Genomic DNA, 24,653 nt, shown 5'->3' with positions numbered 1-24,653 from the left:
AGGTTGCTTTGCTTCAAGTATGGCTGAAATCTTGGTGGGTAGTTCATAGCAGGGTCTTGGGAAGCGTTTTGGAATAGAGGCGGCGGGAACTTTATATGGAAAATAAATCAGTTCTTTAGCATCAAGAATTTGTTCATAAACTATTCTTTCAGAAGTTTTATTTCATTTCTGTCAAAAAGTTTTCAACAAATATTCTTTCATCTTCTCCTTTTGAACATAATTAATTTCACTCCTGCATATGCTGCACTCCCTTTCTATCATATCTATATATTCATCTACATTCATATTTCTTGCTATAAATGCGTTTCTTACAATTCCTTTTATATCATCCTGATTTTGCACCTTATGCGACAACTCATTTATCTTAATTAAAATATATATTCCAAAAATATCCGCACGTAAATAACTCTTTTCCCTCATAAATGCTATAACAACCAATACATGCATGCCTGTTAACAAAAGACATCTAAGTGAAATCTCTAATTTTTCAGGAAAACTAGTTTGTCCTGCAAATGTTTTGTATTTCATATATTGGAGCCACTCGGCAATAGTCTGGCATTCTAATAATTCATCATGCTTTGACACTTCATTTATAATTGCTATTTGTGACGCCATATCATAATCATCTTGATATATACAATACATCACCTCATCTGAATTAGTAACACTGCTTTTTATTGTCCAAATATAAAACGCATCTAATATCCCGTCTTTACAAACAGTATTAAATAAATTTCCATTTGGACTGGCGTCAATATACTCCATCAACTTTGTATACATTTTCTTTTCAAACCGATGCCCTATGTTTGTATTTTTTATCTTCTGTATCACTGCTTCTTCATCACTTTTCATATCACCATGATAATTCCATAATACTCTTAACATCTTTATATTAAAAAATTCCCACTCCAATCGGAATCTATACAAAGAATAATACATAACAATATATGTAAATAAATATGTACAATTTTGTTTGCTTAACTGTTTTAATATTTCTTCTATATCAATTTTATTATAATAATCAATTCTATCTCTTATTATTTCTGTCAAATAGTCATTAAAATTTTCTTCATTTATGATTGTTCCAAATAAATCAATAACATCTTTTTGTTTTCTTTTCTCCTTAAATATATCGTTTACTTCCATTGTAATAAAACTTTTAAGGCACTCGTCACAATATGATGCATATAATTCTTGTCTATTACATATTTCTATATATAAGCGATGTATCAATGATTGTCTTCTTTCATCATCCATTTTTATATATATTTCTAATAATACTTCCTTCCACCCACTGGCATCAAATATACTATTATTCTCGTTCAACGACAAACTAATATACTTATTATAATTAATTTGATCATATCCTTCTAATTCAGCTCTCGAAATATTTTGTTTACATACATCCAGATAAAAATTCATAATTTTTTCTATATTTTCCTTATCTACCCGAAAATATTTTTCATCTATAATCTCTTGTAATAGAGATACTTCCTTTTTTGTATTATATATCCAATTTTTTTGATTTTTGAATTCTATATTATATTTTTTTCCCAAAGAGAATTCATGTTCTTTTTGTTTCCTATAATCTTCAAAAATAAACGAAATCAATTTGTCATATTTCTCTTGTAATCCATAATTATCATCATCTTTAATGGCATAATATAAACATCTAAAGTCTTTACGTAATAATTCTATATTTGTATATTTAATTCTATCTTTTACTGTTTTTTTCAAAAAAATTCTATTAATATCCTCCATCACAAACTCTTGCGTTTTTGCATCAGATAACATTTTTATTACTAGTACACTTTTCGTGCATTGATAAAAAATAATTACAAATAAAACAAAATATGTAATTGCAAATCCAAACCAAATAAAATTCATTATACTAATGGTTTTTATAGGAAGAACTGCCCTATAAATCGTTATAAAAGGCTTATACAAAATTTCCAATATAACTATAATGCCAAAACCTTTTTTTGATATAAAATTATTAAAAACTTTTATCTTTTTCTTTACAAAAAATTCTTTTATATTAATCCCTAAATACCTATTTATTCCTATTTCACTTCCCTGATATGACGCCACAAATTGGTAAAATGTTAGTAATATTCCATATATTGTAATTTGTCCAATTACTATGGTCAAAAAAGTTGCTTTATCAACATTTAAATTATTGTTCAAAATATATTCCCTTATTATTTGTACCCAATATTCTATTTTATCCATTGTACCTCCAATGCAATTCTAGTAGTATCTAAAACCAATTATGACTTTTTGAAATTTTTCTCTAATTGTTTTTTTCAAATTTTAAATACAAAAAAGCCCACAAAAAAGCCAACACCCTAAGCATTGTCTCTTTTGTGAACTTCTAATTTTTTTCTTATTATAATATCTGCGCTCATTTCTCATAACTCACTCTCCCAAATATGATATAGATATTATGCGACTATTTTTTACAAATTGCAACCCTTTTATTGACAAATTGTCTGATTTTTCTATCTATAAATAATATTTTACTACTGGATTCATCAATAAATATCAACGTGTCAAATTCTCTTGGCAAGTTCAATTGCGATATATAATTTGTCCACGTCATGGTTTGCTGCCGCCAGTCCAGTTGCATCATAAATTGCCCGGTCCAGCACATCGCCTGTAACCAGAAAATTATATAAATCCCAACCATAAAAATCACAGACTGCCTGAACTCCAGCCAGTTCCATCTCCACGGCAATACATCCTTCCTTTTTCCTTGCGTCAAGCTTCGCTTTCGTTTCCCGATATATTGCATCCGTTGTCCAGACTTTTCCTGCCACATTAGGAAGTCCTAAATTGTCAAATATGGATTTCACAATCTGATGATTTCTAATTTTTATATAATTTGATGGTTCTGCATAGTGATAACTCATTCCTTCTTCCCGGTAACTTTCTATTGGAATAACAAACTTTCCAGTTGTCTTATCTCTATCCAGCGAACCTGCTGAACCAAACATAATAAACCTGCTTGCACCCGTCAGCCAATTTGCATCTATCACATCACTCCCTGCCATTGCAGAACCTATATGGCTTAAGTATGCGGCAATTTTCATTTTATCTATTTCAAAAACATATACCTTTGTAATTCCATTGCAACACTTTATTGTACCAGCCTGCTCATGTGCATATGTTTTCAGTATATAGTCAAATATCTGCTCTGAAAAAACAATAATACACTTATCACACAACTGCTTTTTCTCCCCATAAAAATCCTCCTGTCTAATTATTGCCTCTGAATTATCAAATGCCTCTGTTATTATTTTTCTGCCTCCTTAGGTCACTCTGCCTCATGATTTTTTACAAGTTTTTGTATACTCAACTAAAGTCATTTTTTCGTTTATAACTGTTTCATTGCCGACTCTGACAAATCCACATTTTTCATATAAATAGCAATTTTTTTCTTCCTGCTTAATAGTATCTAACCGCCATTCTATTGTGTCAGAAGAATACACTTCAAATAATCGTTCTATTACAGCACTTTCTATTCCTTTATTTTGAAATTGCGGAATAACAAAAAAAGGGAAAATCCATTTTACATTTCTCCCATTATGCCATTTAACTCTTACACCACCTACTCTCTTACCATTAAACAAAATAAAATAGAAATCCGAATTGTCTTCAATTATCTTCTGTGTTATTTTTTCAAGACTTTCTTTTGCCGGGCTTGTAATATCATCCCGATATTTTTCATATAACGCTATAAATGCTTCTACCTGCAATTTATGCAAACCTTCTGCTTCTCCACTTGTTATGAGTTCCAATTCTATTACATCATTCATTTTTTATCTCTCCTTCTTGTAAACCTATTTCCAACAGTTCTTTACAAATGCTCTTTCACCTACAAAACCTGCCACCGGCAGCTCCTTCCGGATGCCTGACAACATAAAAAATCGCACTAAACCCTCAAAGTCCAGTGCGATATTTCCAATCTAAAATATGTTAAATCATCTCTTATATTCTGGCTTAATGCACTAGACTAAAAGACCTACAAGCCATAAACTAATGCACTAATCTTGCATATTTATAGCTGTGTACGTCCGTAATACATGTACATATAACGTCTTGAATATAAGTTCTGATTCATTTGTATGTTCTCCTTTTTTGTTGGTAAATATACCATCATTGTCAATAATATATTTTTAAATATTATTTCACCATACTCTGTTTTTCTTCCATGCATACTACTCTGCTGTATAGATATGACTTCTTGTATTTGGGGCACAAATACAATATACTACTTACAATTCCACTTTGTATGTGCCAAACTATTAACATTCATTTATGATAGTCTCCTTTGTTTTTAATATAGTTGGCAAACCTATACTTAGTATAACATTAGCGATTTTTTATTATAAGTTAAAACGTTTGTTGGCACACCTGCACAGCTGATGATTCAATTATATCTTATACGAATAAACCAGTCTCACTTTTACATAAGAGACTGGTTTAAAGTCTTAACATATACTCTAATACATCTACATTTTAAATTCTGCGAAATTACCACTATATCCTACTTTTGTAATTTTTCTTTTAAATTCATTTCTGCGTTCAACTGAATCATATTCTTCAAGATACCACCTACTCGCTCTCATTTTTTTCGATTTTCTAAGTCTATCACATATTTCCTTAACATATGGCATATCTACATCTGAATATGATAAACCTACTGAATATCTGCTTTTTCGATATCTTCAAAAAATTCTTTTTCATGAAATATATTTTGATTCGTATCTTTTATTAATCCCGTTTTAGCAATATGAATAGCATTTCTTATGTTTTCATCATTATAAAGTAAATTATGCTCTTTTAAATTTAATAATTTTTCCTCATATCCAATAATCAGTTTACTATAATCCTTGCCAATTGAAACCATATCCTTACGTTTTTGTTCTTCATAATTTATCTCTCTTATCCCATGTATATGACAGATATTATGTTTGCATACCCCATATATCCTTTCAAGCGTTTCAGAATAATCAAATATGGCTTGCGGGTGCTTAACTGTACCTGCTGTCACCCCACTATGAAAGGAGCTTTACCATGAGCAATCAACACAAACATCCAACTATAAGTTTTAGAATCAGCGATGCTGAACGCAAATAAATCGAAGCCCGCATTCTTGCCAGTGGCATGATGAAGAAAGATTACTTTGTCCGTTCCTGCATCTATAACCGCATCTGCGTTGTCGGCAAGAAAGAAACTATATATCCTCTTGTGCAGACTGTTAATGCATTATATCTGCAATTACTTGAAATACAGAAAGCATTTACTAATTGCTGTAATCAACAAAATTTAAGCAATCTTCCTACCAATGATGAAATTAAGGAACTACAGACCGACTATAACAATATGCTTACAGCTATCATTGATCTGCTTGATAGTGCTAAGTATCTTTGGGAAGGAGAACACCATGAAACAAAATCGCCGCATCTTCATCTTCTCCTGATATCAGCTCAGCAATGCATTTATTCAGTATCGTTGCGATCTCAAGTCTTTCCTTTATCTTGCCCTCTCTGCTTATCAGCTGATACATTTCCTGATTCATCCCCATCTATGTAATAATACCAGTGAGTAAACTGCGAGATCACCACAAAAGCAGCCCCTGCGGCAGCAATAACATATCCGGCTTTTACTCTTTTTAATGTTCTCCGCTCTTTCTTCGAAAACAGATAAACACACACATAAATGTGAAAACACAGCAGGAATACGTCACTTAAAAGGAATACGAGAAAACTCGAAATACAGACCATCACACTGCCCGGAACTCCGGGATATCTGCTGAAAATATGTGCCATGGCATCCATCAGCAATAACAGGGAAGCAAAACTCTCCATCAGGATAAGATACCGACGCTTTTCCCTGTCATAATTACTGCTCAGAAATATACATAATGCAGCTATGGCACAAAATACACATCCCCATATAAGTATCGCTACCTGCAGTACTTTTTCATCCGACATAAAAAACACTCATCACATTCGTCACTTACAATAAGTATTACACTTTACCGTGTAAAAGTCAACCTTTCCAAAAAATCCCGGAGTACATTGTCATACTCCAGGATTTTGTCATCAACCGGATAAAAGCAACCGCATTCGCCACATAATTCTACACCAGATAACTGCTTCGCAGTTGATTCAGTTAAAGCTCTTCACCGCAGGATTCAATCACTTTTTTGTACCAGTAAAAAGAATCTTTGCGGATTCTGGAAAAGTCTCCGGTCCCGTCATCATTTTTATTTACATAGATAAGACCATAACGCTTCTTGAATTCTCCGGTGGAGGCACTGACAAGATCTGTACAGCCCCAGCAGGTGTAGCCGATCAGATCTACTCCGTCATGGATTGCTTCCTTCATCTGCTCTATATGGCGGCGCATATATTCAATACGGTAATCATCGTGAATCTTTCCATCCTCTGTCAGCTGATCCACCGCCCCAAGACCATTTTCCACGATCATGATTGGAATCTGATAGCGGTCATAGATCTGGTTCAGAACATAGCGAAGACCAGTTGCATCGATCTGCCAGCCCCAGTCGGAAGCTTTCAGATATGGATTTTTCAGATTGTCACTTCCATTTCCGGCCGTTTTCTCTCCGTCCTTTGTCACGCTGACACAGCTACTGGAATAATAGCTGATGGTGAAAAAGTCCACCGTACCCTTCTTGAGGATCTCTTTATCCTCCTGAAGAACCTCCAGCTGGATTCCGTGCTCCTCAAAGTATCTCGCTGCAAATCCCGGATAATATCCTCTTACATGAACATCACCGGCAATGGAATTGTGGATCTGCCCAAACTGCTGTGCATATAAGATATCATCCGGATGGCAGGTATATGGATAACCATTGTGATAAGCAAGCATACAGCCAAGCATAAACTCCGGATTGATCTCATGAGCCATGGAAACTGCAAGTGCACTTGCTACCAGCTGGTGATGCATTGCCTGATAACGGCTCTGCTCACATACATCCTTCGGGTCCAGCATTCCTGCACAGAATACCGCACCAAAGTCCTGCGTCAGCATATTGATTTCATTAAAAGTCAGCCAATATTTTACCTTACCTTTATATCTCTCAAATAAAACCTTTGCAAATCGAAGATAGAAATCGATCATCTTACGGCTTTTCCATCCGCCATACTCCAGAGAAAGATGAAGGGGATTCTCATAATGAGAGATCGTTATCAGCGGCTCAATGTTATATTTTCTCAACTCATCGATCACATTGTCGTAGAACTTAAGGCCTTTCTCATTTGGAGTTTCCTCATCCCCATTTGGGAACACTCTGGACCAGGAAATAGAAAAACGATATACCTTAAATCCCATCTCTGCAAAAAGAGCAATATCCTCTTTCCAGTGATGATAAAAATCAGTTGCCTGGTGATTGGGATAAAATTCTTCCGGTAACGGTGCCGGCGGTGTAAGACGACGTTCCTTATCCACACTTCCTCCTGTCAGGACATCTGCAATGGACGGGCCTCTGCCATCCTCATCCCAACCGCCTTCATACTGGTTTGCAGCAGTTGCTCCGCCCCAGAGAAATTTTTCCGGCATACGGTTATAATTTTTCATTTTTTAATTTTCTCCTTTTTACAAACATCAGGCGGATCTGTTATCTCCGCCTGATGTTTCGTTGTTATTCTTATACAATAGTCAGAAATTTATCTCCTGCATTTACAGCTGCATCTTCTTTTTCCATGCATACTGCTTTGATATAATCAGAAATATTGGTCACAACAACCGGTGTGATCAGATCATATCCTTCTTTCTTAATGGCATCCATATCGAATTCCACAAGAAGCTTTCCTTTTTTTACCTTATCTCCCTCAGAAACATGGGATTTAAAATATTTACCATTTAAATTTACAGTATCAAGTCCGATGTGAATCAGAATTTCTACTCCACTTTCTGTCACAAACATGATTCCATGTTTGCTCTCCATGATATTTGCCACCGTACCATCTGCCGGTGCATAAACCTTTCCTTCTGATGGAACGATCGCTGCTCCGTCACCTAAAACCTTATCAGCAAAAGTTTTATCCGGAACATCGGAAAGTGCTTTTACAGTTCCTGCTACCGGTGCACAAAGCTCGATCTTATCTACAAGCGGAGCGTTCTGTTGTACTGGCTGTTTTTCTGTATCTGTGTTCTGTACTTCATCCTCTGTCTCAGCCTTTACATCCTCAAATCCGAAGATAAGTGTAAGAACAAAAGCAGCTACAAAAGATACCACGATCATAATGATTCCATAAATCAGATTGCTTAATCCCTTCTCGCCGATAAACGCCGGGATCGCCATGATACAATTCTGTGCAATGTAAAGAGAAACCTGAAGAAGTCCTCCTACGATACCACCGATTCCGGCTGCGATGGAAGCTGCTACAACCGGTCTTTTCAGTTTCAGTGTAACACCATACAGAGCAGGCTCTGTGATACCCATAAGAGCGGAAACACCGGCTGCACTTGCCAGCTGTTTCATGTTGCTGTCCTTGGATCTTACAGCTACTGCAAGAGAAGCTCCGGACTGTGCAAGGTTAGAGCATACCTGAGATACAAAGATCAGTGTATCGCTACCACCGGTTGCAATGGCATTCAGTCCGATCGGTGTCAGCGCATGGTGCATACCGGTCATAACGATGAACGGGAAGGTTGCTGCAAGGATACCTACAATAATGAAACCAAGTTTTACGGACAGGAAGTTGATGGCTACCGCAAGTCCGTTACCAATAATTGTTCCGATCGGTCCAACTACGATCAGGGCGATCGGTGCACTGACCAGAATTACCAGTGTCGGGTTCAGGATCAGTTTTACCATTTTTGGTGTGATCTTATCAACCAGAATCTCAATATAATGTGTGATCCATACCATCAGGATAACCGGAATAACGGAATAAGAATAAGTTGCTTTTGTAATCGGCAGACCAAACAGTGTGATGGCCGCATCACCAGCTACCATAGTTACAAAGGTAGGGCTTAAGTAAACACCGGCAATAAACAGCGCCAGTGACTGGTTCACGCGGAAAACCTTGGCAGCATTTGCTGCGATCAGGAACGGCATGAAGTAGAAAGTAACATCTCCGATAAAACTGATCACCTGGTAGGTACTGCTTGTTTCTGATACCAGATGAAAAGTTGTCAGCAGGGTAAGTACAACTTTGATCATACCGGCTGCAGTCAGGGCAGGGATCATCGGGGTCATACATCCGGTGATGGCATCGATAACTTTTGAAACAACACTCTTTGAGCTGTCAGAGTTCGCTGCCGGTGCATCATCGGTAGGAACGCCTTTGTCTTCCAATGCCTTGTAAACAGCGTTTACTTCGTTTCCTGCGATAACCTGGAACTGATCTTCATGCCAGTTAACGCCGGAGATCTCAGAAAGCTTTAAAATCTCTTTCTCATTGATCTTCGATCTGTCTTTCACATAGAAACGAAGCCTTGTCATGCAGTGGAACAGACGGGTGATATTATCTTTTCCGCCCAGCGCTGCAATCAGTGTGTCTGCAGTTTTTGCATAGTCCTTTTTCATTTGGGGACCTCCTTTAATAATAAATATTGAAATTTATATTAAAGGTCTTGCCTGAAAAGATACGCACATGGCACGTATTTCAGTAACAATCCATTAACACCTAATTTATAAAACAATCTCTTTTCACAGATTTTTCAGACGTTTATGGTCTTCTGTGATCTTCTGGATATGAATCGTCAGATACAGCATTTCGTCCTCAGTCATAGCGTATTTATATTCCTCTTCCATCATAAGATAGATCATTTTTACACAGCCGTAAGCTTCTCTGTACTGCTCCTTGATAATCTTGAAAAGCTCCTGATTCTCATCATAGTGAAGCTCTTTATGAAGGAATCTCTGGGCAAAATATTTCAGATGCGTGAGAAACCGCTGATAATACAGATTATCCTCCTGAAATTCCATATTGTCATAATACTTCTCCACGATGTCCAGGATCTGATGTACGATAATGGAAATCTGATAGCTGTCCGTCTTGCCGCCATCTTCCGCATTCACAAAATGTAATGCAAAAAATCCTGCTTCATCTGCAGAAAGATCTACCTCGAACATCTCATTTACCTTTTTCAGTAATTCCAAGCCGATCTCATATTCCTTATGATAAAGCTGCTTGATATCCAGAAGCAGCATATTCTGAAGACGGATCCCGTTTTCAAGTCTGGAGATCGCACCCATGATATGGTCGCTAAGGGAAAAATAAATACTGTCATTTAATTTCATCCCCTCTTTTTCCTTCACTTCATTTACAAAAGCTCCCACAAAATCCAGATATTTTTCCGGAATAGCAGTCAGATAACCCTGTATCTCCTTGCTGATCTGGGCATTTTCCGCAGTAAAGATCTTCTCGATCCTGGACTCCTCCACTTGCTGTCCTTTCTTTTTCTGAAAGGCAATTCCGCAGCCCTTTACAATAACTTCATGTCCCTGTCCATCCCTGGACAGTATCAGATTATTATTCAAAATCTTATGGATAACCATATTCCTGTTCCCCCGTTGCCAGACAAAAAAAAGACCATTACAGTATATAGAAAACCTATTCCTATACTACTATAAGGTCTTGCCTGACGATAAATAAATATTTCAGTAACAATCCTTCTGATTCGTAACTATTTAATAACTGTATGTAATCGTATCAGAAAAAATATATGTTGTCTATCTGGAATATTTAATAAAATATTTATAATATTTTTGTGAACTTTGACAAAATCCTCTGATGTTCCTGCCATACGGATTGATATGTACCCTCTTTCTCCATTAAAAAAAGAGCCCCAAACATACCAAAAAATATGTTTAGGACTCTACCTATGACGGGACAATGAAGTTTACTAATTTCAGGATAATAGAGTTTGCTAATTTACAGTTTACTACTCAAACTCGCAAAGTCTGGTTTGATTTTGATTATTTCAGTACAGTTATCTATACCGTTTTATATTGATAACTCATACTTTTTTCCACACGTTATTCTTCGTTTCACATATTTTTAGTACCAATCCAGTACCATTGCTATATTGTCATTATTGTGTGTAGTTCCGGTGGCTTGCAGGTTTGTTTACTATTCACAGAATAAATTTCTGTCGGTTTGCAAGTCCACCTATGGAAATTATAATCTCCAAGCGATATTTCTGCAAGGAAAAATTTTGTGGTACTAATGGGTAGTACCATAATTCTCCATATCATTCATCAATTTATCAAAGTCACTTTCATATAGTGAATCCTGTATAACTCTGTATTTTTCAAACTCACTTTCTGCAAATTCCTTTGCAATAGCTGCAGTAACTTTTCCTTTATCCTGAAGTACTTCTGCATCATTAAATCTAAGAAATGCGTCAAGCTTTGTTTTCCAATCTTCCATAGTCATAGGAATATGTCTTCGTGCCTGTCTTGTTGCATAATCAAGATACATTGTCACAATCTCATTCAATTCTGCAAGTTCTTCTTTTTCTAAATAGTTTTTTGCAATTGACACATCTGTTTTTACTATTTTACCATCAGGCGCATTTTTCCATGATTTAAGTCCCATATGTTCTTTATTATGATCAGCTCTTGCAACAATCACTTCTGCCGCTGTATTACCATGAACTGCATAATGCATCTTGTTCTGAACTGTTGCATAAAACTCTCTTGTCACCTGTGAATTCTTATCATAATCAACTGCTGTTGCATATATATCTGTAATTTTCTGGCAAAATCTTCTCTCACTTGCTCTGATTTCCTGAATCTCAGCAATAAGATGCTCAAAATAGTCTTCGTCGAAAATCTGTCCATTAATCAATCTGCTTTTATCAAGAACATAACCCTGCTTTGTAAATGTATCTAACACTTTGGTTGCCCATGTCCTGAACTGTGTTGCCCGTTCTGAATTAATTCGATACCCCACAGCAATAATAGCTGCTAACGAATAGAACTTATAATTGTATGTTTTTCCATCATCCGCAGTTTGTGCAAATTTTGCACAAACTGAATTTTCATCTAATTCGCCCTCTTTAAAAATGTTACTCAGATGTTTTGTAACCACACTTCTATCTACATCAAAAAGCTGTGAAATTGCCTTCTGCGTCAACCAAACATTGCCATTCTGAACCCTGACTTCTATTCCTTCTTCTCCTGCATCTCGTGTAAAAACTAGAAAATCCACAGTGCTATTTCTTATCTGTAATTCTTTGCTCATAAACGCATTCCTTTCTCTAGATTCTATCAATACATCTCTATAAAACATTTTCCCCCGTTTCTTTCAAATATCAAGAAGGGAATTTCTGCTTTTGCCAGCATACTATTATTAACTGGAACATATTCATAATTTTCAATATCTGGTATACACTTTATAGCTTTCTTTTTATCTATACCATATAGATTATTTTCACTGCCGTTCCATAAAGCCTTAATCTTCAAAACAACACATTTTGTTTGAACCATCACCTTATATTTTTCAAGCCTGCTTTTTTCTATCTCCTTTGATTTATCACCATAAGAAATAGTAATATATCTGGAATTGGATTTTATAATGCGAACATCTCCATTCCTTACTACCTCTTTAGGGAATCCCAAATCTTCAAAAAAACTATCATAATCTGTAATGCATTCTGGGAGTTCCATTTTGACTGCATAACTGCTATTTATAATATTCTGTATATCCTTATCATCATCCCTGAACATATAAATATTCCATCCCGTGCTATCGCCATCATCATCTAATATTGGAATAGAACCATAAGGATTAAACATATGTAAATTAGACAAATCATCTTTTGTTGGCTTTTTAAATTTGACTATTTCAAATGTTATGCTCATAAATGTTCTCCTTTTCCGTCGCTTTTTTCGTCACTTTTTTAGCGACGAATTATTTTATACATCTTGCTTTTCGTCATTGCAAACTAACTTCTTATGCCCAAACAATTGTTTTAACAATTCTTTTGCGCTAATGGTTAGAACTGCGATTAGTATCTATGTACCTGGTAAAATCAATTACCTTTGCAGGCTTTCTCTTAGCAGCAATCCCTAATCGTTCTATGTCTAATTTAAAAAGTTCGCTCGGATATCCATACGCATCAAATCCCTCTGGCTGGCAGATATCTCTGTTCAGATACTCATTAAGTTCCCATTGATACTTTGCTTCTTTCTCCAGCTTCTTACCAAAATACTGTGCATCCATTACCATTCTGTTAATGCCACCAACCGATTTCCTACCATGAGTTTTTGTTACAGTTGTATCGCCTGACATTTTAAAATACTGCCCTATCTGTTCCTCGGAATATCCCATTTCCTGCATCACGCCATGAATCACACTGCGGATATACATTGTATAGTAATTCCAGTTTCTTGGTTCAATATCTGTCATTGCTATTGTATAACGATTACTGGCATTCACAATAAACAAAACATTTCTTCCTTTTATTTTCGTCAAATGTGTGTCCCAGCAGAACACAAGTGAAGCACCTTTGCTTTCTTCAATCTTTGTTGTTTTTAGTCGATCTTGAACTGCTTTTGTTGCACCAATCTCCATATGTATCACCTGCTCATCTCAAGTATTCTTTTTACTTCCATCTGTAATTCATCACTAAAGTCTGATAAATCATCATATGTAATTACTTTCAGTCTAATGAGACGAACAATATCCCATATTGCCTCTGATTTACTCATCTCCATGATAACACCCGGATGACGCTTATCTTCTTTTATCCGTTTTGCAAGTTCCCAGAATTTCTCTGATGCAGGCTTTTTATCATCATTCATAAAATTTGCATACTCTTTAACAAGACCTTCCATATAATTTTCCTGCCAACCTGATAATTTTTCTCGAAATAGCTTCCAATCTTTTTTACTTATGTCCATGATTTTGAACCTCCTCAGTCTCATGTTAGTCTCAACAAACGATTTCAAAAATGAGACTGTCTTGAGACTACAACTTTATAATTTATCTGCAAATCCCGATTTTATCGCATTTTGCTATATCATAGAGTCTCATACGCTTTAGAATGCTTCTTCTTAAAATATTCTGATTTTAGCTACTTGATTTTTCTCAAAATTTCTATGACATTTTCTGTGACATTCCCCATCTTCATTATAAGAGTTATTGACTTCAACATAAAAGCATTTGTATGATTAATTGGATCTGCTGATGTCTTTCTCTCTATTTCATTGCTCTATTCTCTAAAATATACTTTATTCTTTGTTTTTCCATAACTATTAAGAATGTACAATTTTTCTGCCTTCGATAACAGTCGGCTTGCCGTCTTTATTTCCACTTTCAATAATTTTGCTGCAATAGAGCTATTTATTTCTTTATTTGTATCGAGATAGTGCAAAATAATCTGCATTCTTGTTCTTTCCAATTCGGACATTAATTTGGACATTGATTCGGACATTGTCTTATTTTCTTCAAATTCTTGAGAAACATCATAGTTCAGGTTCGGCATTACTACAGTAAACTGATATCTGTCTGAACGGAATGATCCTCTTCTAATTTGTTCCCCCCATCCTCTATAAAACTTTTGAATCCTGATAAATCATATTTTTTTATCCCTGCTGTTTGTTCTTCTATTAATTCTCCAATCATACCAAGCAATTCCATATGTAACGGTTTAAGTATTTCATCATACCTACTAAACATTTTCTGTATTTCTGTCAACGCAGAATTCCCTGAAATATCTGAAATTTTTTCATTGTCATTGCGTCATATATTTTTGCAAATCGTGATAATTCTGTATTTGCTCTTGGAGTATTCATTATTTTTTCTATATTTACTTCATCATATTTACCCATTCTTTTTCCTCAATATCTTAACAAATTATTGTTTAATGCTACTCTTTATCATTTTATTCCTCGTAAACATATTACAGCGGACAAAACAGATATGATTCTCCATCAATTATCCTAATATCCCATGGCTGAGTGACAACCTCCTACAAGGAACTAATACACCTTTTTGGTCAAGTTCCTCTAAGTCTTCATAGCTTATAGCAAACCTTTTTCCAACCTCAGAGTTTGATAAAAAGTACCACTGTTCAATTCTATCATCAATACTACCGCTACAGCAGTCAAGAATAAAATAAGTAACCTGATTGCCAGAGTAATATCTCCGATTGCCAACCTTTACTGTTGGGACTAAAAGACCTACAGCCTCATAGTTCCTCAAGGTTGACTGCGAACAGCCAATAAGACTGTTTGCATCCTTTGTGGTAAGTAATGCTTTATCCATGCAGTACCTCCGCATATTTATTTAGAATACCAAATAAAGTTTTTCCAAGAAGAATAGCTGAAAATGCCACCATTACCACACCATTAACTAAAGAAAAAGCCCCACAAAGCCCTTAAATACAAGCTTTGCGAGGCAAAATCCTATATTCGGGCAACCCTCTTTATCCTCAAAAGGCAAAATCCTTTATCCTCACCTATTTTCTCTTTCAAGGCTTCTTTGGACTTCCTTCAAGGTCTTGGCTTGCTCTCTATTTCTTCTCTCTTATCTCTCGATATTCCTCTATTTTCAAGGTTTTCTCCATGGTTTTAAGTAAAAGAAAAAGACCTCATAGAACGGTTTTCCGCTCTACAAGGTCTTTATTTTCTCGTTATTTTATTCATTCCCTAGGCTAAAGATTTTTGCCCCTTGAGGATAAAGGGCGTTGCCTTTTTATAAGGAGATATTTGACCTTGTAAGGGTATTATAGCGTAAATATTCTACTTTGTCAGCATATTTCTTCCCCTATCCTATAAACAACTATAGAATTAGCTTGGGTGCCTTTTTCTTTAACTTTAACTTGATAAATCCTATACATCCACCAAATAACGTTTTACATTTAGGGAAAATCTGTGCTATTTCATAAAAATTTTGTTTCTCACTTTCATTCAAATCATCCCAAAACACAGGAGAAATAGCAATATTATGGTCAAATGCAGCTATAAATTTATTCATATATCTTACAAATTTTTCTTCATTCTTTTCTGCTAACTTCACTAATTTATTACAATATCTTTCTGCCCCTTTAGCCGTCACATCTCCTTTTAAATATGACAACATAACTATAGTCTTTCCGTTATTGGGGAATGCATTGAAAGAAATACCACAATTAGTTAATTGAATTGGAAATACCAACCCATAATTCGGAGTTTTGTATACACACGAAATAAAATTACTTTCCCTATTTAATTTTATTACTTTTGTTTCTACACCATCCCATTCTTGATTCTGTAATAATTTTTTATAAGTTTCCAACCTTTCATTATTAATTTTCAAATGTACTTTAGCCACTTTATTTGAAATATCATCATTCATAATATTTTCAAAATTATCTTTCATCAATTCTTCGGACAAGGAAAATATAAAAGCACGAAGCGCAAATTGAAATAATTGTTTTTTGTTATTTTCATCAAATGCCTTATCATTTTCGATTTCATCAAACAAATATTTATCATGCTCTCCACATAACACATGAAAAGTATTTGCTTTTTTTATTGCCCTTTCTGCTAATTTTCTACTATTTTTAATATAATCCCTATTTTCAAAATCAAACACTAAAACCTTTCCCCTATGTGATATTCGTTCTAAATACGATGATTTTTGAATCAAATGATTTTTTTCTGTCTTACATTTTCCTTGTCTTGCACATTGAAATGCTACACCCTCAAATAAACATTCATTTTCTCTTCTTATTCTTTTTAATTTAGTATAATTATCATATGTATTCATATACCTCAACCACTTTCAGCATTCAATGTCACTTGGTGCTAGAACTCTTATTAATTTAATTAAATTGCAGTTATCAATTTCTTTCTAATACACAAAATTATCATGCATAAACATAGTCACATCACTAAAATTTTGTATATGTACCACACCTAACTCTTCCATTTCTCCTATTCTCTCACTCTTTACATTTAATTCAGAATTTAATCTATCTATCAAAAATGCTTCCATTTCGCCTAAATATTTTTCTGCCAAGTTATACGGTGTGATAAATTCCAAAGGAACATACTCTTTCATTTCTGATAAAAACATAATTGTTCCAAAATAAATTCTTTTGTTATAACCATTATACATTGGATTATGTAATTTTAATGCTGCGAGATGTCCATTCACAAATCTACTTTTCTTAGAATCTGTTTTGCCAACATATACCAATTTTTCTTCTATTTCATTATAGATGGTTATAAAGTATAGATTATAGCAACATTCCGGTGGTTCTCCTAATTCATCTAAAATCCATCGTTTTTGCTCATTGTCTAAATCAAACCCATTTTCTTCATCTACTTCTATTATTTCACAAACTTTTTCAATATATCCTTTATTTAATCTCCAAGAATCCCGCAAATTTCCTGTATCAACTGTATTTGCCAAATATAAATCCACTGCTTTATCTAAGAATATATATGCTCCCATTTTAAAATCTGGTTTCAACTTTCCATAGAAATTTTCAGGAGTAATACTTCCGTTCCCCATAATCCATGGTTCTAATGGCTGAAATTTCATAAACCCTCTCTTCTCTCTACTATCCTTCCACTTCTAAAACCATATCATAGAATCCATGAAAACTGTTATCTATATAAAAACCATTACTATCAACAGTTAATGAATTAAATGTATTATCATCTGCATCAACATCTCCACTTTCTGTTTCATATTCCTCTTCTATGAAGCCGGTTCTTTTAATTCTCATAAATACGCTCCAAAGTTCAACTTCTGTAACTTGTTGTATTTCTGCATATTCTTTCCTAAAATAAGCCCATCTATTATATTTCACCTTTTTTCCTTTACTTTTTTCTTCACAATATTTCTTATAATCAATCAAATACTGAATCTCTCTATATGACATAGTATTTAATATATCCAAATACTCTTCAAATTTGCTATTTTCAATATGTTCACCCGATAGATAACCATTTCTTATGAGATTTCCAAAATATTTTACCTTATCATTAGTTGCTAACCTGCGAACTGCTTCTCGTGTTCTTGCAAAGTTTACAATAAATTCCACATCATTAACCATATCGGATGTGATACTATTTTTATCCTTCAAAATAACCTCTATCAACTCATTCTCTTTCTTTTCCTGAAACTCTTCAATTACTTTATTCATAGAAGAATCTATCATATCCCCAATAACAGGAATCGCTTTCACTATCGGCATTAAAACAGATTCCACTACTGGATTACTTTTTATGTCCGCATAATCATTTGCATTTTTTAACGATACCTTTGCCAATTCTAATTCTTCGTTCATATATCAAATTATCCCTTTCTTTCCACAAGCTTAGCCTGTAACTTAAATTCAATAGTCTTCGTACTTCCACCAGTTCTTCTTATTAATTCATCTTGTCCAATGACCTTAACAAGATTTGCTATCTGCTGCCCCATTACTCCTTTGTTCAAATAATATATTGTCGTATACACATTATCATTTAAAATCAAATCCCTTAAAACATCCTTATCCGTAATATCCAATGAATGTCCGAAAATATATAGCTTATGTTTAGAGTTGAATTTTTTATATGGTATCTGTTTTGGAAATCGTTCACGCAATGCCACTTCATTTTCATATCTACTGTTAGCAATTTCATCAACCCAATTTTTATATTCACTTCCAGTTTTTTTATAAATTCTCTGATAATATTTTTTAAAAGCAATGAAATCTATTTCCTTATCCTTACTTTTCTTATTTAAATATTCATCTATGCCAAGCACCATATTATTAGATTCTAAGGTGCTATTAAACCGGCTTTCTCCATGTATATAATCATATTTTATCTTTTTTAATTTATCATAGAGCTTTTGGTATGTATGGGAATAATTAAAGCTAAGAACATGGTCAATTCTAAGACTTTTTATTTCTTTTGAAATTTTCACACTTTGTATCTTTCCTACATATTCACACAAATATATCTCAAAGGCTCTTGTTAATTTGTTTAAATCTTGATATAAAACATCTCGCATTTCTCTAAATGTAATCACTTGTGTGTCTTCTCCAAAATCTAACACAGCTGCCGGCAATCTTTTATGAAAAAACTTTTCCAGATAAAAGTTACTTACTATAGAAGCGTCATCATCTAATTTCAAATTGTTATTCTTCATATCAAAATCAGTACTTTGAATTACATTTGATATTTCACTTTCAAAGTCTATCCAATTTTCTTTTTGGTACATAGGGCATTGTAAAAAATACTCAATCCAAAAATTTTCTTCTAACAGTTCTCGCCATATCTGTTCCTGCGAAAAAATATTATTCCTTACATTCTTCATATTAATTTTTATAAGTTCTTTAATTTCTAAATGTATATCTTTCCAATCAATCTCCTTACCTTTTGCATTTAATACCTGCCTAATCACCTCAACAAATTTCAAAAAATCTCTATATTTTGTCGGCAGTCCATGTGCTAAATCAAATCCATTTCCTATTACAAGTATATTCATCCAAAATCCGCTCCTTTACATCATATCCTAATCTCATCCTCTTGTGTCCATCTAAAACCTTGTTATATTTTTTTCTAATCTATAGTTTAATTATTTCTTTCTATTATATCAGTAATCCACCCTGTATAACAACAAAATCATCTAGGGTGGATTTCTCCTTTTTTGCCAAACCTATTCCTTAAAAATTCGCTTCCAACTCTACCCTATTTCCATTCCTATCAGTGTAATTATTTATAATATCCACCAAATCATCAAATCGGCACATATTATCCCTTACATTATTATTTACCCTAAATTCATCAATGGCTTCGGTTAACGTTTTTCCGACTATATTCTTTCCTATTATAGTATTTACAGCTTTCACTTGACTTGGAAATGGCTCATAGCTTTTAAATTTCCACACCTTTTCCTTGACCTCATATATTGCGGTGTTTGGCTTAGCATCTATAATTACAATCACCCACATGATTGCATTATATAGCTGTTTTGCAATTGGATTCCACTTCACTTCTTTGGATTCATTACCTCCAGAGGTCTTACTGCCTTTCTTCCCTGTTCCTCCCTCTCCATGCAAAGGATTAAACAATGGCAGTCCCTCATGATTTATTTTCTTAAGGAACTCTCTAGCTGCGGTCATCCCACATTGGATTATCTTTTTCTTGCCTAAGGATGAAAAGCTCCTCTACAACAACCACATGGCAGATGCCTTTGCTTGTGCTTTCTACCGCTTCTTTCAAAAGATGAAAGATGATTGCAAGGCACACAATATCCCTGTTCCAGATAAATATGCAAGAATGGATTGGAATTTTAAAAATTAAAGTTTCTTATAGCAAAGATTTCTCTACAACAACAATTACTTACACAATGAGTAAGAGTGTAGAAAATGGAGTATCAAGTAGTTTTCAAAATATGAAAGAGACCCTCTCCAAAGGTGGATGCTCCGAGTTTAGGCTAAAGAAATGTCCTTACAGACACCGCCTATCCTGTTGGCAGACAGGATAGGCATTTTTATTTTCGCCTGCTCTTCCTCGAAGATCTTTTCTCTTTATCGAGAAAGGCAAGCAACGCTACAATCAAGCTACCAAAGGACATCAGCAATGCTAATATCCCAATGAAAATCGAAATGATCTCATAAGCCGTCATCGGTACTAAGCAAGTGCCCCCAGATGCTTAACGCCCTGTCATGGGTACTTTCCTTAAAGAGTACCCTAGCATATATATCATATGTTCTGCAAGAACAATTGTAATTTGAATCTTATTTCATAGACTCATTCCCTATAAATATTTTAATATATCAGATAAGTTATTAATTTCAATATCAGCTTTTTCACTCTCATCTGTTATATTCCACAAACTTCCAAATCCCTGTTTTACCCATATAGTTTTCATACCCAACTGTTTTGCAGGTACAATATCATTATCAATACGGTCACCAATCATAACTGCATTCTCTGGTCTGCAACGGCTTCTTTCCAATGCAATTTCAAATATTCGCCTATCTGGTTTTGAAACACCTTCTTCTGCTGATGCGATAATCAAATCAATATATTTTCGTACTCCAAGATTTTCTAATCTCTCAGAAGTTCCTAGTGATTGGTTTGCAATTACACCAATTTTATAAATTCTACTTAACTTTTTCAGACAATCTTTGGTATCTGTATACAGCCTTTCGTATTGCGATTCCCATTTAGGTAGTTTCACGCCCAATTGCCTTGCTACCTCTAAGTCTCCTTTTTTGTTTTCTTTATAAAACGACATGGCATATTTATAAATTTGCTCGTAAGTTAAACCTGATAAATCCGCTATCCTTTTCATCCTGTCTTCATAAACTTTGCTTTCATCAACCAATGTCGACCCAACATCAAAAAATAGCCATTTTATTTCGTCCTTTTTGGGGCAAAATCCTCTTTTTCTTGCTTCTTCCAGCAGTTTGGGTTGAATTTCTGGGTAAGTCCAATTAATCGGTAGTTCATCCATAATTGCTATTTTTTCAATTTCACTGTGAAGCTCTTTTTCAAATGTATGTATATCTGAGAAGAATAATTTTCCAAAAGTCTCCATTCCATCGAAATTATCTGGTGCAGTCACAGAATATATACAAATTGGAGTAATATCAAAAGTTATTGCTCCTGTTTCTTCATATAGTTCTCGTTTGGCTGTTTCAAGAATATCCTCACCATCTTCTCTATGCCCTCCCGGCACTTCATATGTATCTCTTTCTTTATGCTTGCAAAATACCCACTTGCCGTTACTCTGTGAGATAATCACTGCAAATTTCAATAGTTCATCATTAACCGTATCATAAAATTTTACTTCCACCATATTTCCTCTCCATGTACATATCTATAATATTTCATTTTCAATAAAACCCGCAATACCATCTTCATCATTTGAACCAATTACAATATCAGCTCTCTCTTTTACCTCATCAATCGCATTCCCCATTGCAACACCTGTTCCACATAATTCAAGCATTCCGATATCTGCATAATCATCTCCAAATGCAATAATTGAATCTGTACTAAATCCACATACTTCCGTAATCTTCATAATTGCGTTTTCTTTCGTCACATTCTTTTTTGTAAACTTGTACCAAAATCCATCAGAGAAACGAATACAATCACAATCAGAGAGACTTCGAGTCAGCTTATCTGCCTTATCTTGATTAAATATCTCAACACACATTTTTAATGAACATTCGTTAAAATCTGAAAAATCTGTATAAATACTATCTCCCCAACTCTTATCTAACTTCTTAGGATCTATTTTATAATTCCAATAATGTGCATCTATTGTGTCTATCGTAATTTCGCAATCATTTCCACAAATATTTCTTGCCATGTCAATCATCACATTCGTTTCTTCTTCGGAAAATTCTGCCCTATAAATATATTCTGTTTTGTATTTTACTAATGCACCTCCACTCGATATTAAAATATCGGGCATCAATTCATTTAAAAATACCAAAGAGTTTTGCTCACTTCTGGAGGTGGAAACACCTATCAATATATCATTTCCCCTGCATTTTTTTAGAGCTGATAATGTTCTGGTTGATATTGTTTTGTCACTCTGTAATAAAGTTCCGTCTAAATCAAATAAAAGAAGTTTGCATTTCTTCATATCATTTTTTCCTTTTCATTCTTCTGAATAATTATATTTGCATCAATTACTCTCCCCACAAATAGAGCCAAACTAGAGCCATTTGATAAAACAAATGCCGGAAGCCCGCATAAATACAGGCTTTCGGCATTTTAATCCGTTATTCAAACTCCGCTTCGAGTTCTTTATTTCTGGTTATAAACCGACTTTTTTGATATAAAATACGACCTTTTTATCGCATTTATTGCGTCTCGTCTCCACCATCGCATTTTTTCTGTCCCATAATTGACCCGTCTTGAATTGGTGTCCCGTCCTTATCCGGATTTCCTATGGACTCTAATAATTGCTTCAAATGTTCCTCTCTTTCTAAGACCGAACCTCTAAATGGTGGTTTCTTATCAAAAAGGTATGATGCACCATCTAAGATGTCTATAATCATACTACACACTGAAACATATCGCAACGACATTTCAGTAAATGTTTCCTCTGACAAAGGGAAATCCCCAGCAGATATACTACTGGAGATTTCAGTTAAACTATATTTCATTTCTTGTATTGTATCCAAGATTTTTTTAATATTTACCTTACTACCGACAACACAAATATTAGAATATATACAGCTCTTAGCAATAAAATCCTTCTTACTCATTCCGCTAAGTGCTGCTTTTTCTTCTATAATAATACGCTCCCATTCTTCTGGTCTAAAAGCAATAGTCTTATTCTTATGTACCCCTGGCATTATTAGTCCTCCTCACCATTGTAAAGTTTATCCAACATATCTGCTGCTTCCTTAGCATCTTTATCAAACATATGAGCATAAATGTTTAATGTTGTTTTTATACTCTTATGTCCTAATCGTCTTGAAATAACAGCCACATTTACACCTTGAGAAATCAATAAAGATGCGTGACTATGTCGTAAATCATGTACCCTTATTGGAGTAAGTCCTGCAAGCTCTGCTCCTCTCCTAATTTCCTTTTCAAGATGGCTTTTGGTAACAACAAACAATCTATCCTTAGCACCTCTACCATATAACATTCCACAGTAATCTTTCATTTCATCCATCACAAATTGTGGCAAATAAATGGTTCTGATACTAGACTTAGTTTTAGGCAAAGAAATTACATCCTTTCCATCTATACGATTTAAAGACTTTGTTACACTTAAAGTCTTTTTTTCAAAATCAATATCTGCAATATTCAAAGCTAAAAGCTCTCCTAATCTAATGCCTGTCCAGTATAATAAGAAAAAAGCATATTTAACTACTGGTTTATCTGAAACTGCATTTAGAAATCGTTCCATTTCTTCATTAGTCCAAACTCCTATGTTTCCAGAATCTTTGTTTCCCATTCCTCCTGCTGCTTTGCAAGGATTAGTCGACAAATTATAAATCCTGCATGCATGGTTGAAAATAGCACTTAACTGGCTATGTATTGTATTAAGATAAGAGTCAGAGAATCCTTTCTTCTTAATCTTATTTTGCCACTTTATAATATCTACAGCAGTAATACTCTCCAGTTTCCTATCTTTGAAGTATGGCATAATATGCAAAGCGACAATATGCTCTTTTGTTGCCAGAGTGCTGGCTCTTAAGTCAGCACTCTGATTTTCAAGGTACTCCTGATAAAATGATTGAAATGTCATACTAACATCTGATTGCTCTTTTCGTATAAATTCTTCCATCCATTCCTTAGCTTCTTTTTCTGATTTAAAATTGAATTTATGTTTTCTACAATTCACACCTGCATAATTCTTATATCTGAATTGAATTGAGTAAGTATTGTTTTTTTCTTCTTTAATTGATGCCATTAGGCGATACCTCCTCTATTTTTACTTTGAGACTTTTCTATTATCTGTACATCTACATTGCACTTTCCAATATTGCAGATAGCGATGTTCAAATTAAATTTTTCCATCTCTACTGTGATTTTCTTTCCAGTTTGCATCTCAAATATGTATTTTTCCATCCAAGCCTCAGCGTCTCTTTTCCTATTAAAACCACCTTTTTGCTTTCTACAGGTTGCCCCAGTGCAGTCTCTAAAGCGAAACTGCACAAACCATTTTCCATTAGGATTTCTTTTAAAATAAGCCATC

Annotated in this window: 25 protein-coding genes and 1 pseudogene; 1 reads left to right on the top strand and 25 read right to left on the bottom strand. The window is 34.4% G+C overall.

Going from position 1 to position 24,653, the window contains the following annotated elements; all coding sequences use genetic code 11:
- Positions 1-171: 171 nt before the first annotated feature.
- From DXB43_RS01500 to DXB43_RS01485, 4 genes are all read right to left on the bottom strand, one after another.
- Positions 172-2,232, bottom strand: a complete 2,061-nt coding sequence (locus DXB43_RS01500) for a hypothetical protein (protein ID WP_117946315.1) — start codon at positions 2,230-2,232, stop codon at positions 172-174.
- 320 nt (positions 2,233-2,552) lie between these two features.
- A complete protein-coding gene (locus tag DXB43_RS01495; RefSeq protein WP_243006617.1) occupies positions 2,553-3,227 on the bottom strand; it encodes a nucleoside phosphorylase in 675 nt (224 codons plus the stop codon).
- Positions 3,228-3,326: 99 nt separating this feature from the next.
- On the bottom strand, positions 3,327-3,818 hold the full coding sequence (locus DXB43_RS01490) for a GNAT family N-acetyltransferase (RefSeq protein WP_117946311.1): 492 nt from the start codon (positions 3,816-3,818) through the stop codon (positions 3,327-3,329).
- Between the two features lie 884 nt (positions 3,819-4,702).
- On the bottom strand, positions 4,703-5,056 hold the full coding sequence (locus DXB43_RS01485; RefSeq protein ID WP_117946309.1) for an AbiH family protein: 354 nt from the start codon (positions 5,054-5,056) through the stop codon (positions 4,703-4,705).
- Between the two features lie 23 nt (positions 5,057-5,079).
- On the opposite strand from DXB43_RS01485, the pseudogene DXB43_RS15745 reads away from it, so the two are divergent.
- Positions 5,080-5,463, top strand: a pseudogene (locus DXB43_RS15745) (plasmid mobilization protein); the annotation flags it as partial.
- Positions 5,464-5,525: 62 nt separating this feature from the next.
- Here DXB43_RS15745 and DXB43_RS01475 read toward each other — a convergent pair.
- From DXB43_RS01475 to DXB43_RS01375, 21 genes are all read right to left on the bottom strand, one after another.
- Positions 5,526-5,999, bottom strand: coding sequence for a hypothetical protein (locus DXB43_RS01475; RefSeq protein WP_117946307.1), 474 nt, complete (start codon positions 5,997-5,999; stop codon positions 5,526-5,528).
- A gap of 181 nt (positions 6,000-6,180) precedes the next feature.
- On the bottom strand, positions 6,181-7,608 hold the full coding sequence (locus tag DXB43_RS01470) for a glycoside hydrolase family 1 protein (protein ID WP_117946305.1): 1,428 nt from the start codon (positions 7,606-7,608) through the stop codon (positions 6,181-6,183).
- A gap of 70 nt (positions 7,609-7,678) precedes the next feature.
- Complete coding sequence (locus DXB43_RS01465; RefSeq protein WP_117946303.1) at positions 7,679-9,565, bottom strand: beta-glucoside-specific PTS transporter subunit IIABC; 1,887 nt, start codon at positions 9,563-9,565, stop codon at positions 7,679-7,681.
- A 123-nt stretch (positions 9,566-9,688) separates the two neighbouring features.
- Entirely contained in the window at positions 9,689-10,540 is an 852-nt protein-coding gene (gene licT, locus DXB43_RS01460; protein WP_117946301.1) for a BglG family transcription antiterminator LicT, read from the bottom strand.
- 667 nt (positions 10,541-11,207) lie between these two features.
- Entirely contained in the window at positions 11,208-12,230 is a 1,023-nt protein-coding gene (locus DXB43_RS01455; RefSeq protein ID WP_117946299.1) for a virulence RhuM family protein, read from the bottom strand.
- Positions 12,231-12,256: 26 nt separating this feature from the next.
- The gene (locus DXB43_RS01450; protein WP_117946297.1) at positions 12,257-12,850 is read right to left on the bottom strand and encodes a hypothetical protein; all 594 of its coding nucleotides are present in this window, start codon (positions 12,848-12,850) and stop codon (positions 12,257-12,259) included.
- A 127-nt stretch (positions 12,851-12,977) separates the two neighbouring features.
- On the bottom strand, positions 12,978-13,562 hold the full coding sequence (locus tag DXB43_RS01445; protein ID WP_117946295.1) for a DUF6933 domain-containing protein: 585 nt from the start codon (positions 13,560-13,562) through the stop codon (positions 12,978-12,980).
- Positions 13,563-13,567: 5 nt separating this feature from the next.
- Complete coding sequence (locus tag DXB43_RS01440; RefSeq protein WP_117946293.1) at positions 13,568-13,891, bottom strand: hypothetical protein; 324 nt, start codon at positions 13,889-13,891, stop codon at positions 13,568-13,570.
- Positions 13,892-14,477: 586 nt separating this feature from the next.
- Positions 14,478-14,687 carry a hypothetical protein gene (locus DXB43_RS01430; RefSeq protein WP_117946291.1) on the bottom strand — a complete coding sequence of 70 codons (210 nt, stop codon included), beginning with the start codon at positions 14,685-14,687 and terminating at the stop codon, positions 14,478-14,480.
- Positions 14,684-14,821, bottom strand: a complete 138-nt coding sequence (locus tag DXB43_RS15075; protein ID WP_158567177.1) for a hypothetical protein — start codon at positions 14,819-14,821, stop codon at positions 14,684-14,686. The genes DXB43_RS01430 and DXB43_RS15075 overlap by 4 nt, the downstream gene beginning before the upstream one ends.
- 106 nt (positions 14,822-14,927) lie before the next feature.
- Complete coding sequence (locus tag DXB43_RS01425) at positions 14,928-15,257, bottom strand: helix-turn-helix domain-containing protein (protein ID WP_158567176.1); 330 nt, start codon at positions 15,255-15,257, stop codon at positions 14,928-14,930.
- Positions 15,258-15,773: 516 nt separating this feature from the next.
- The gene (locus tag DXB43_RS01420; RefSeq protein WP_117946287.1) at positions 15,774-16,742 is read right to left on the bottom strand and encodes a hypothetical protein; all 969 of its coding nucleotides are present in this window, start codon (positions 16,740-16,742) and stop codon (positions 15,774-15,776) included.
- A gap of 84 nt (positions 16,743-16,826) precedes the next feature.
- Entirely contained in the window at positions 16,827-17,522 is a 696-nt protein-coding gene (locus tag DXB43_RS01415; protein ID WP_117946285.1) for a hypothetical protein, read from the bottom strand.
- A 19-nt stretch (positions 17,523-17,541) separates the two neighbouring features.
- Positions 17,542-18,273 carry a hypothetical protein gene (locus tag DXB43_RS01410; protein WP_117946283.1) on the bottom strand — a complete coding sequence of 244 codons (732 nt, stop codon included), beginning with the start codon at positions 18,271-18,273 and terminating at the stop codon, positions 17,542-17,544.
- 8 nt (positions 18,274-18,281) lie between these two features.
- Complete coding sequence (locus DXB43_RS01405) at positions 18,282-19,460, bottom strand: bacteriophage abortive infection AbiH family protein (RefSeq protein ID WP_117946281.1); 1,179 nt, start codon at positions 19,458-19,460, stop codon at positions 18,282-18,284.
- Between the two features lie 178 nt (positions 19,461-19,638).
- Positions 19,639-20,097: a hypothetical protein gene (locus DXB43_RS01400; RefSeq protein WP_117946279.1), complete on the bottom strand. Its 459-nt coding sequence runs from the start codon at positions 20,095-20,097 to the stop codon at positions 19,639-19,641.
- A 638-nt stretch (positions 20,098-20,735) separates the two neighbouring features.
- Complete coding sequence (locus tag DXB43_RS01395) at positions 20,736-21,782, bottom strand: HAD-IA family hydrolase (RefSeq protein WP_117946277.1); 1,047 nt, start codon at positions 21,780-21,782, stop codon at positions 20,736-20,738.
- 21 nt (positions 21,783-21,803) lie between these two features.
- On the bottom strand, positions 21,804-22,580 hold the full coding sequence (locus DXB43_RS01390; protein ID WP_117946275.1) for a Cof-type HAD-IIB family hydrolase: 777 nt from the start codon (positions 22,578-22,580) through the stop codon (positions 21,804-21,806).
- A 220-nt stretch (positions 22,581-22,800) separates the two neighbouring features.
- A complete protein-coding gene (locus DXB43_RS01385) occupies positions 22,801-23,298 on the bottom strand; it encodes a plasmid mobilization protein (protein WP_117946273.1) in 498 nt (165 codons plus the stop codon).
- Positions 23,299-23,300: 2 nt separating this feature from the next.
- On the bottom strand, positions 23,301-24,368 hold the full coding sequence (locus tag DXB43_RS01380; RefSeq protein ID WP_117946271.1) for a site-specific integrase: 1,068 nt from the start codon (positions 24,366-24,368) through the stop codon (positions 23,301-23,303).
- Positions 24,368-24,652, bottom strand: coding sequence for an Arm DNA-binding domain-containing protein (locus DXB43_RS01375; protein ID WP_158567175.1), 285 nt, complete (start codon positions 24,650-24,652; stop codon positions 24,368-24,370). The genes DXB43_RS01380 and DXB43_RS01375 overlap by 1 nt, the downstream gene beginning before the upstream one ends.
- Position 24,653: the final 1 nt, after the last annotated feature.

The organism is Roseburia sp. OM04-10BH (assembly GCF_003462605.1).
Classification (GTDB): domain Bacteria; phylum Bacillota; class Clostridia; order Lachnospirales; family Lachnospiraceae; genus Roseburia_C; species Roseburia_C amylophila.
The sequence above is the reverse complement of the archived record's forward strand: the minus strand, read 5'-3'. Positions and strand labels throughout refer to the sequence as shown.

Coding starts and splice junctions, on each gene's coding strand:
- DXB43_RS01425 (WP_158567176.1), bottom strand. CDS start 15,257: ATGGATAAAGCATTACTTACCACAAAGGATGCAAACAGTCTTATTGGC.
- DXB43_RS01420 (WP_117946287.1), bottom strand. CDS start 16,742: ATGAATACATATGATAATTATACTAAATTAAAAAGAATAAGAAGAGAA.
- DXB43_RS01440 (WP_117946293.1), bottom strand. CDS start 13,891: ATGGACATAAGTAAAAAAGATTGGAAGCTATTTCGAGAAAAATTATCA.
- DXB43_RS01400 (WP_117946279.1), bottom strand. CDS start 20,097: ATGACCGCAGCTAGAGAGTTCCTTAAGAAAATAAATCATGAGGGACTG.
- DXB43_RS01450 (WP_117946297.1), bottom strand. CDS start 12,850: ATGAGCATAACATTTGAAATAGTCAAATTTAAAAAGCCAACAAAAGAT.
- DXB43_RS01385 (WP_117946273.1), bottom strand. CDS start 23,298: ATGCCAGGGGTACATAAGAATAAGACTATTGCTTTTAGACCAGAAGAA.
- DXB43_RS01410 (WP_117946283.1), bottom strand. CDS start 18,273: ATGAACGAAGAATTAGAATTGGCAAAGGTATCGTTAAAAAATGCAAAT.
- DXB43_RS01445 (WP_117946295.1), bottom strand. CDS start 13,562: ATGGAGATTGGTGCAACAAAAGCAGTTCAAGATCGACTAAAAACAACA.
- DXB43_RS01470 (WP_117946305.1), bottom strand. CDS start 7,608: ATGAAAAATTATAACCGTATGCCGGAAAAATTTCTCTGGGGCGGAGCA.
- DXB43_RS01465 (WP_117946303.1), bottom strand. CDS start 9,565: ATGAAAAAGGACTATGCAAAAACTGCAGACACACTGATTGCAGCGCTG.
- DXB43_RS15075 (WP_158567177.1), bottom strand. CDS start 14,821: ATGGGTAAATATGATGAAGTAAATATAGAAAAAATAATGAATACTCCA.
- DXB43_RS01395 (WP_117946277.1), bottom strand. CDS start 21,782: ATGGTGGAAGTAAAATTTTATGATACGGTTAATGATGAACTATTGAAA.
- licT (WP_117946301.1), bottom strand. CDS start 10,540: ATGGTTATCCATAAGATTTTGAATAATAATCTGATACTGTCCAGGGAT.
- DXB43_RS01405 (WP_117946281.1), bottom strand. CDS start 19,460: ATGAATATACTTGTAATAGGAAATGGATTTGATTTAGCACATGGACTG.
- DXB43_RS01390 (WP_117946275.1), bottom strand. CDS start 22,580: ATGAAGAAATGCAAACTTCTTTTATTTGATTTAGACGGAACTTTATTA.
- DXB43_RS01475 (WP_117946307.1), bottom strand. CDS start 5,999: ATGTCGGATGAAAAAGTACTGCAGGTAGCGATACTTATATGGGGATGT.
- DXB43_RS01500 (WP_117946315.1), bottom strand. CDS start 2,232: ATGGATAAAATAGAATATTGGGTACAAATAATAAGGGAATATATTTTG.
- DXB43_RS01380 (WP_117946271.1), bottom strand. CDS start 24,368: ATGGCATCAATTAAAGAAGAAAAAAACAATACTTACTCAATTCAATTC.
- DXB43_RS01375 (WP_158567175.1), bottom strand. CDS start 24,652: ATGGCTTATTTTAAAAGAAATCCTAATGGAAAATGGTTTGTGCAGTTT.
- DXB43_RS01415 (WP_117946285.1), bottom strand. CDS start 17,522: ATGAAATTTCAGCCATTAGAACCATGGATTATGGGGAACGGAAGTATT.
- DXB43_RS01455 (WP_117946299.1), bottom strand. CDS start 12,230: ATGAGCAAAGAATTACAGATAAGAAATAGCACTGTGGATTTTCTAGTT.
- DXB43_RS01490 (WP_117946311.1), bottom strand. CDS start 3,818: ATGAATGATGTAATAGAATTGGAACTCATAACAAGTGGAGAAGCAGAA.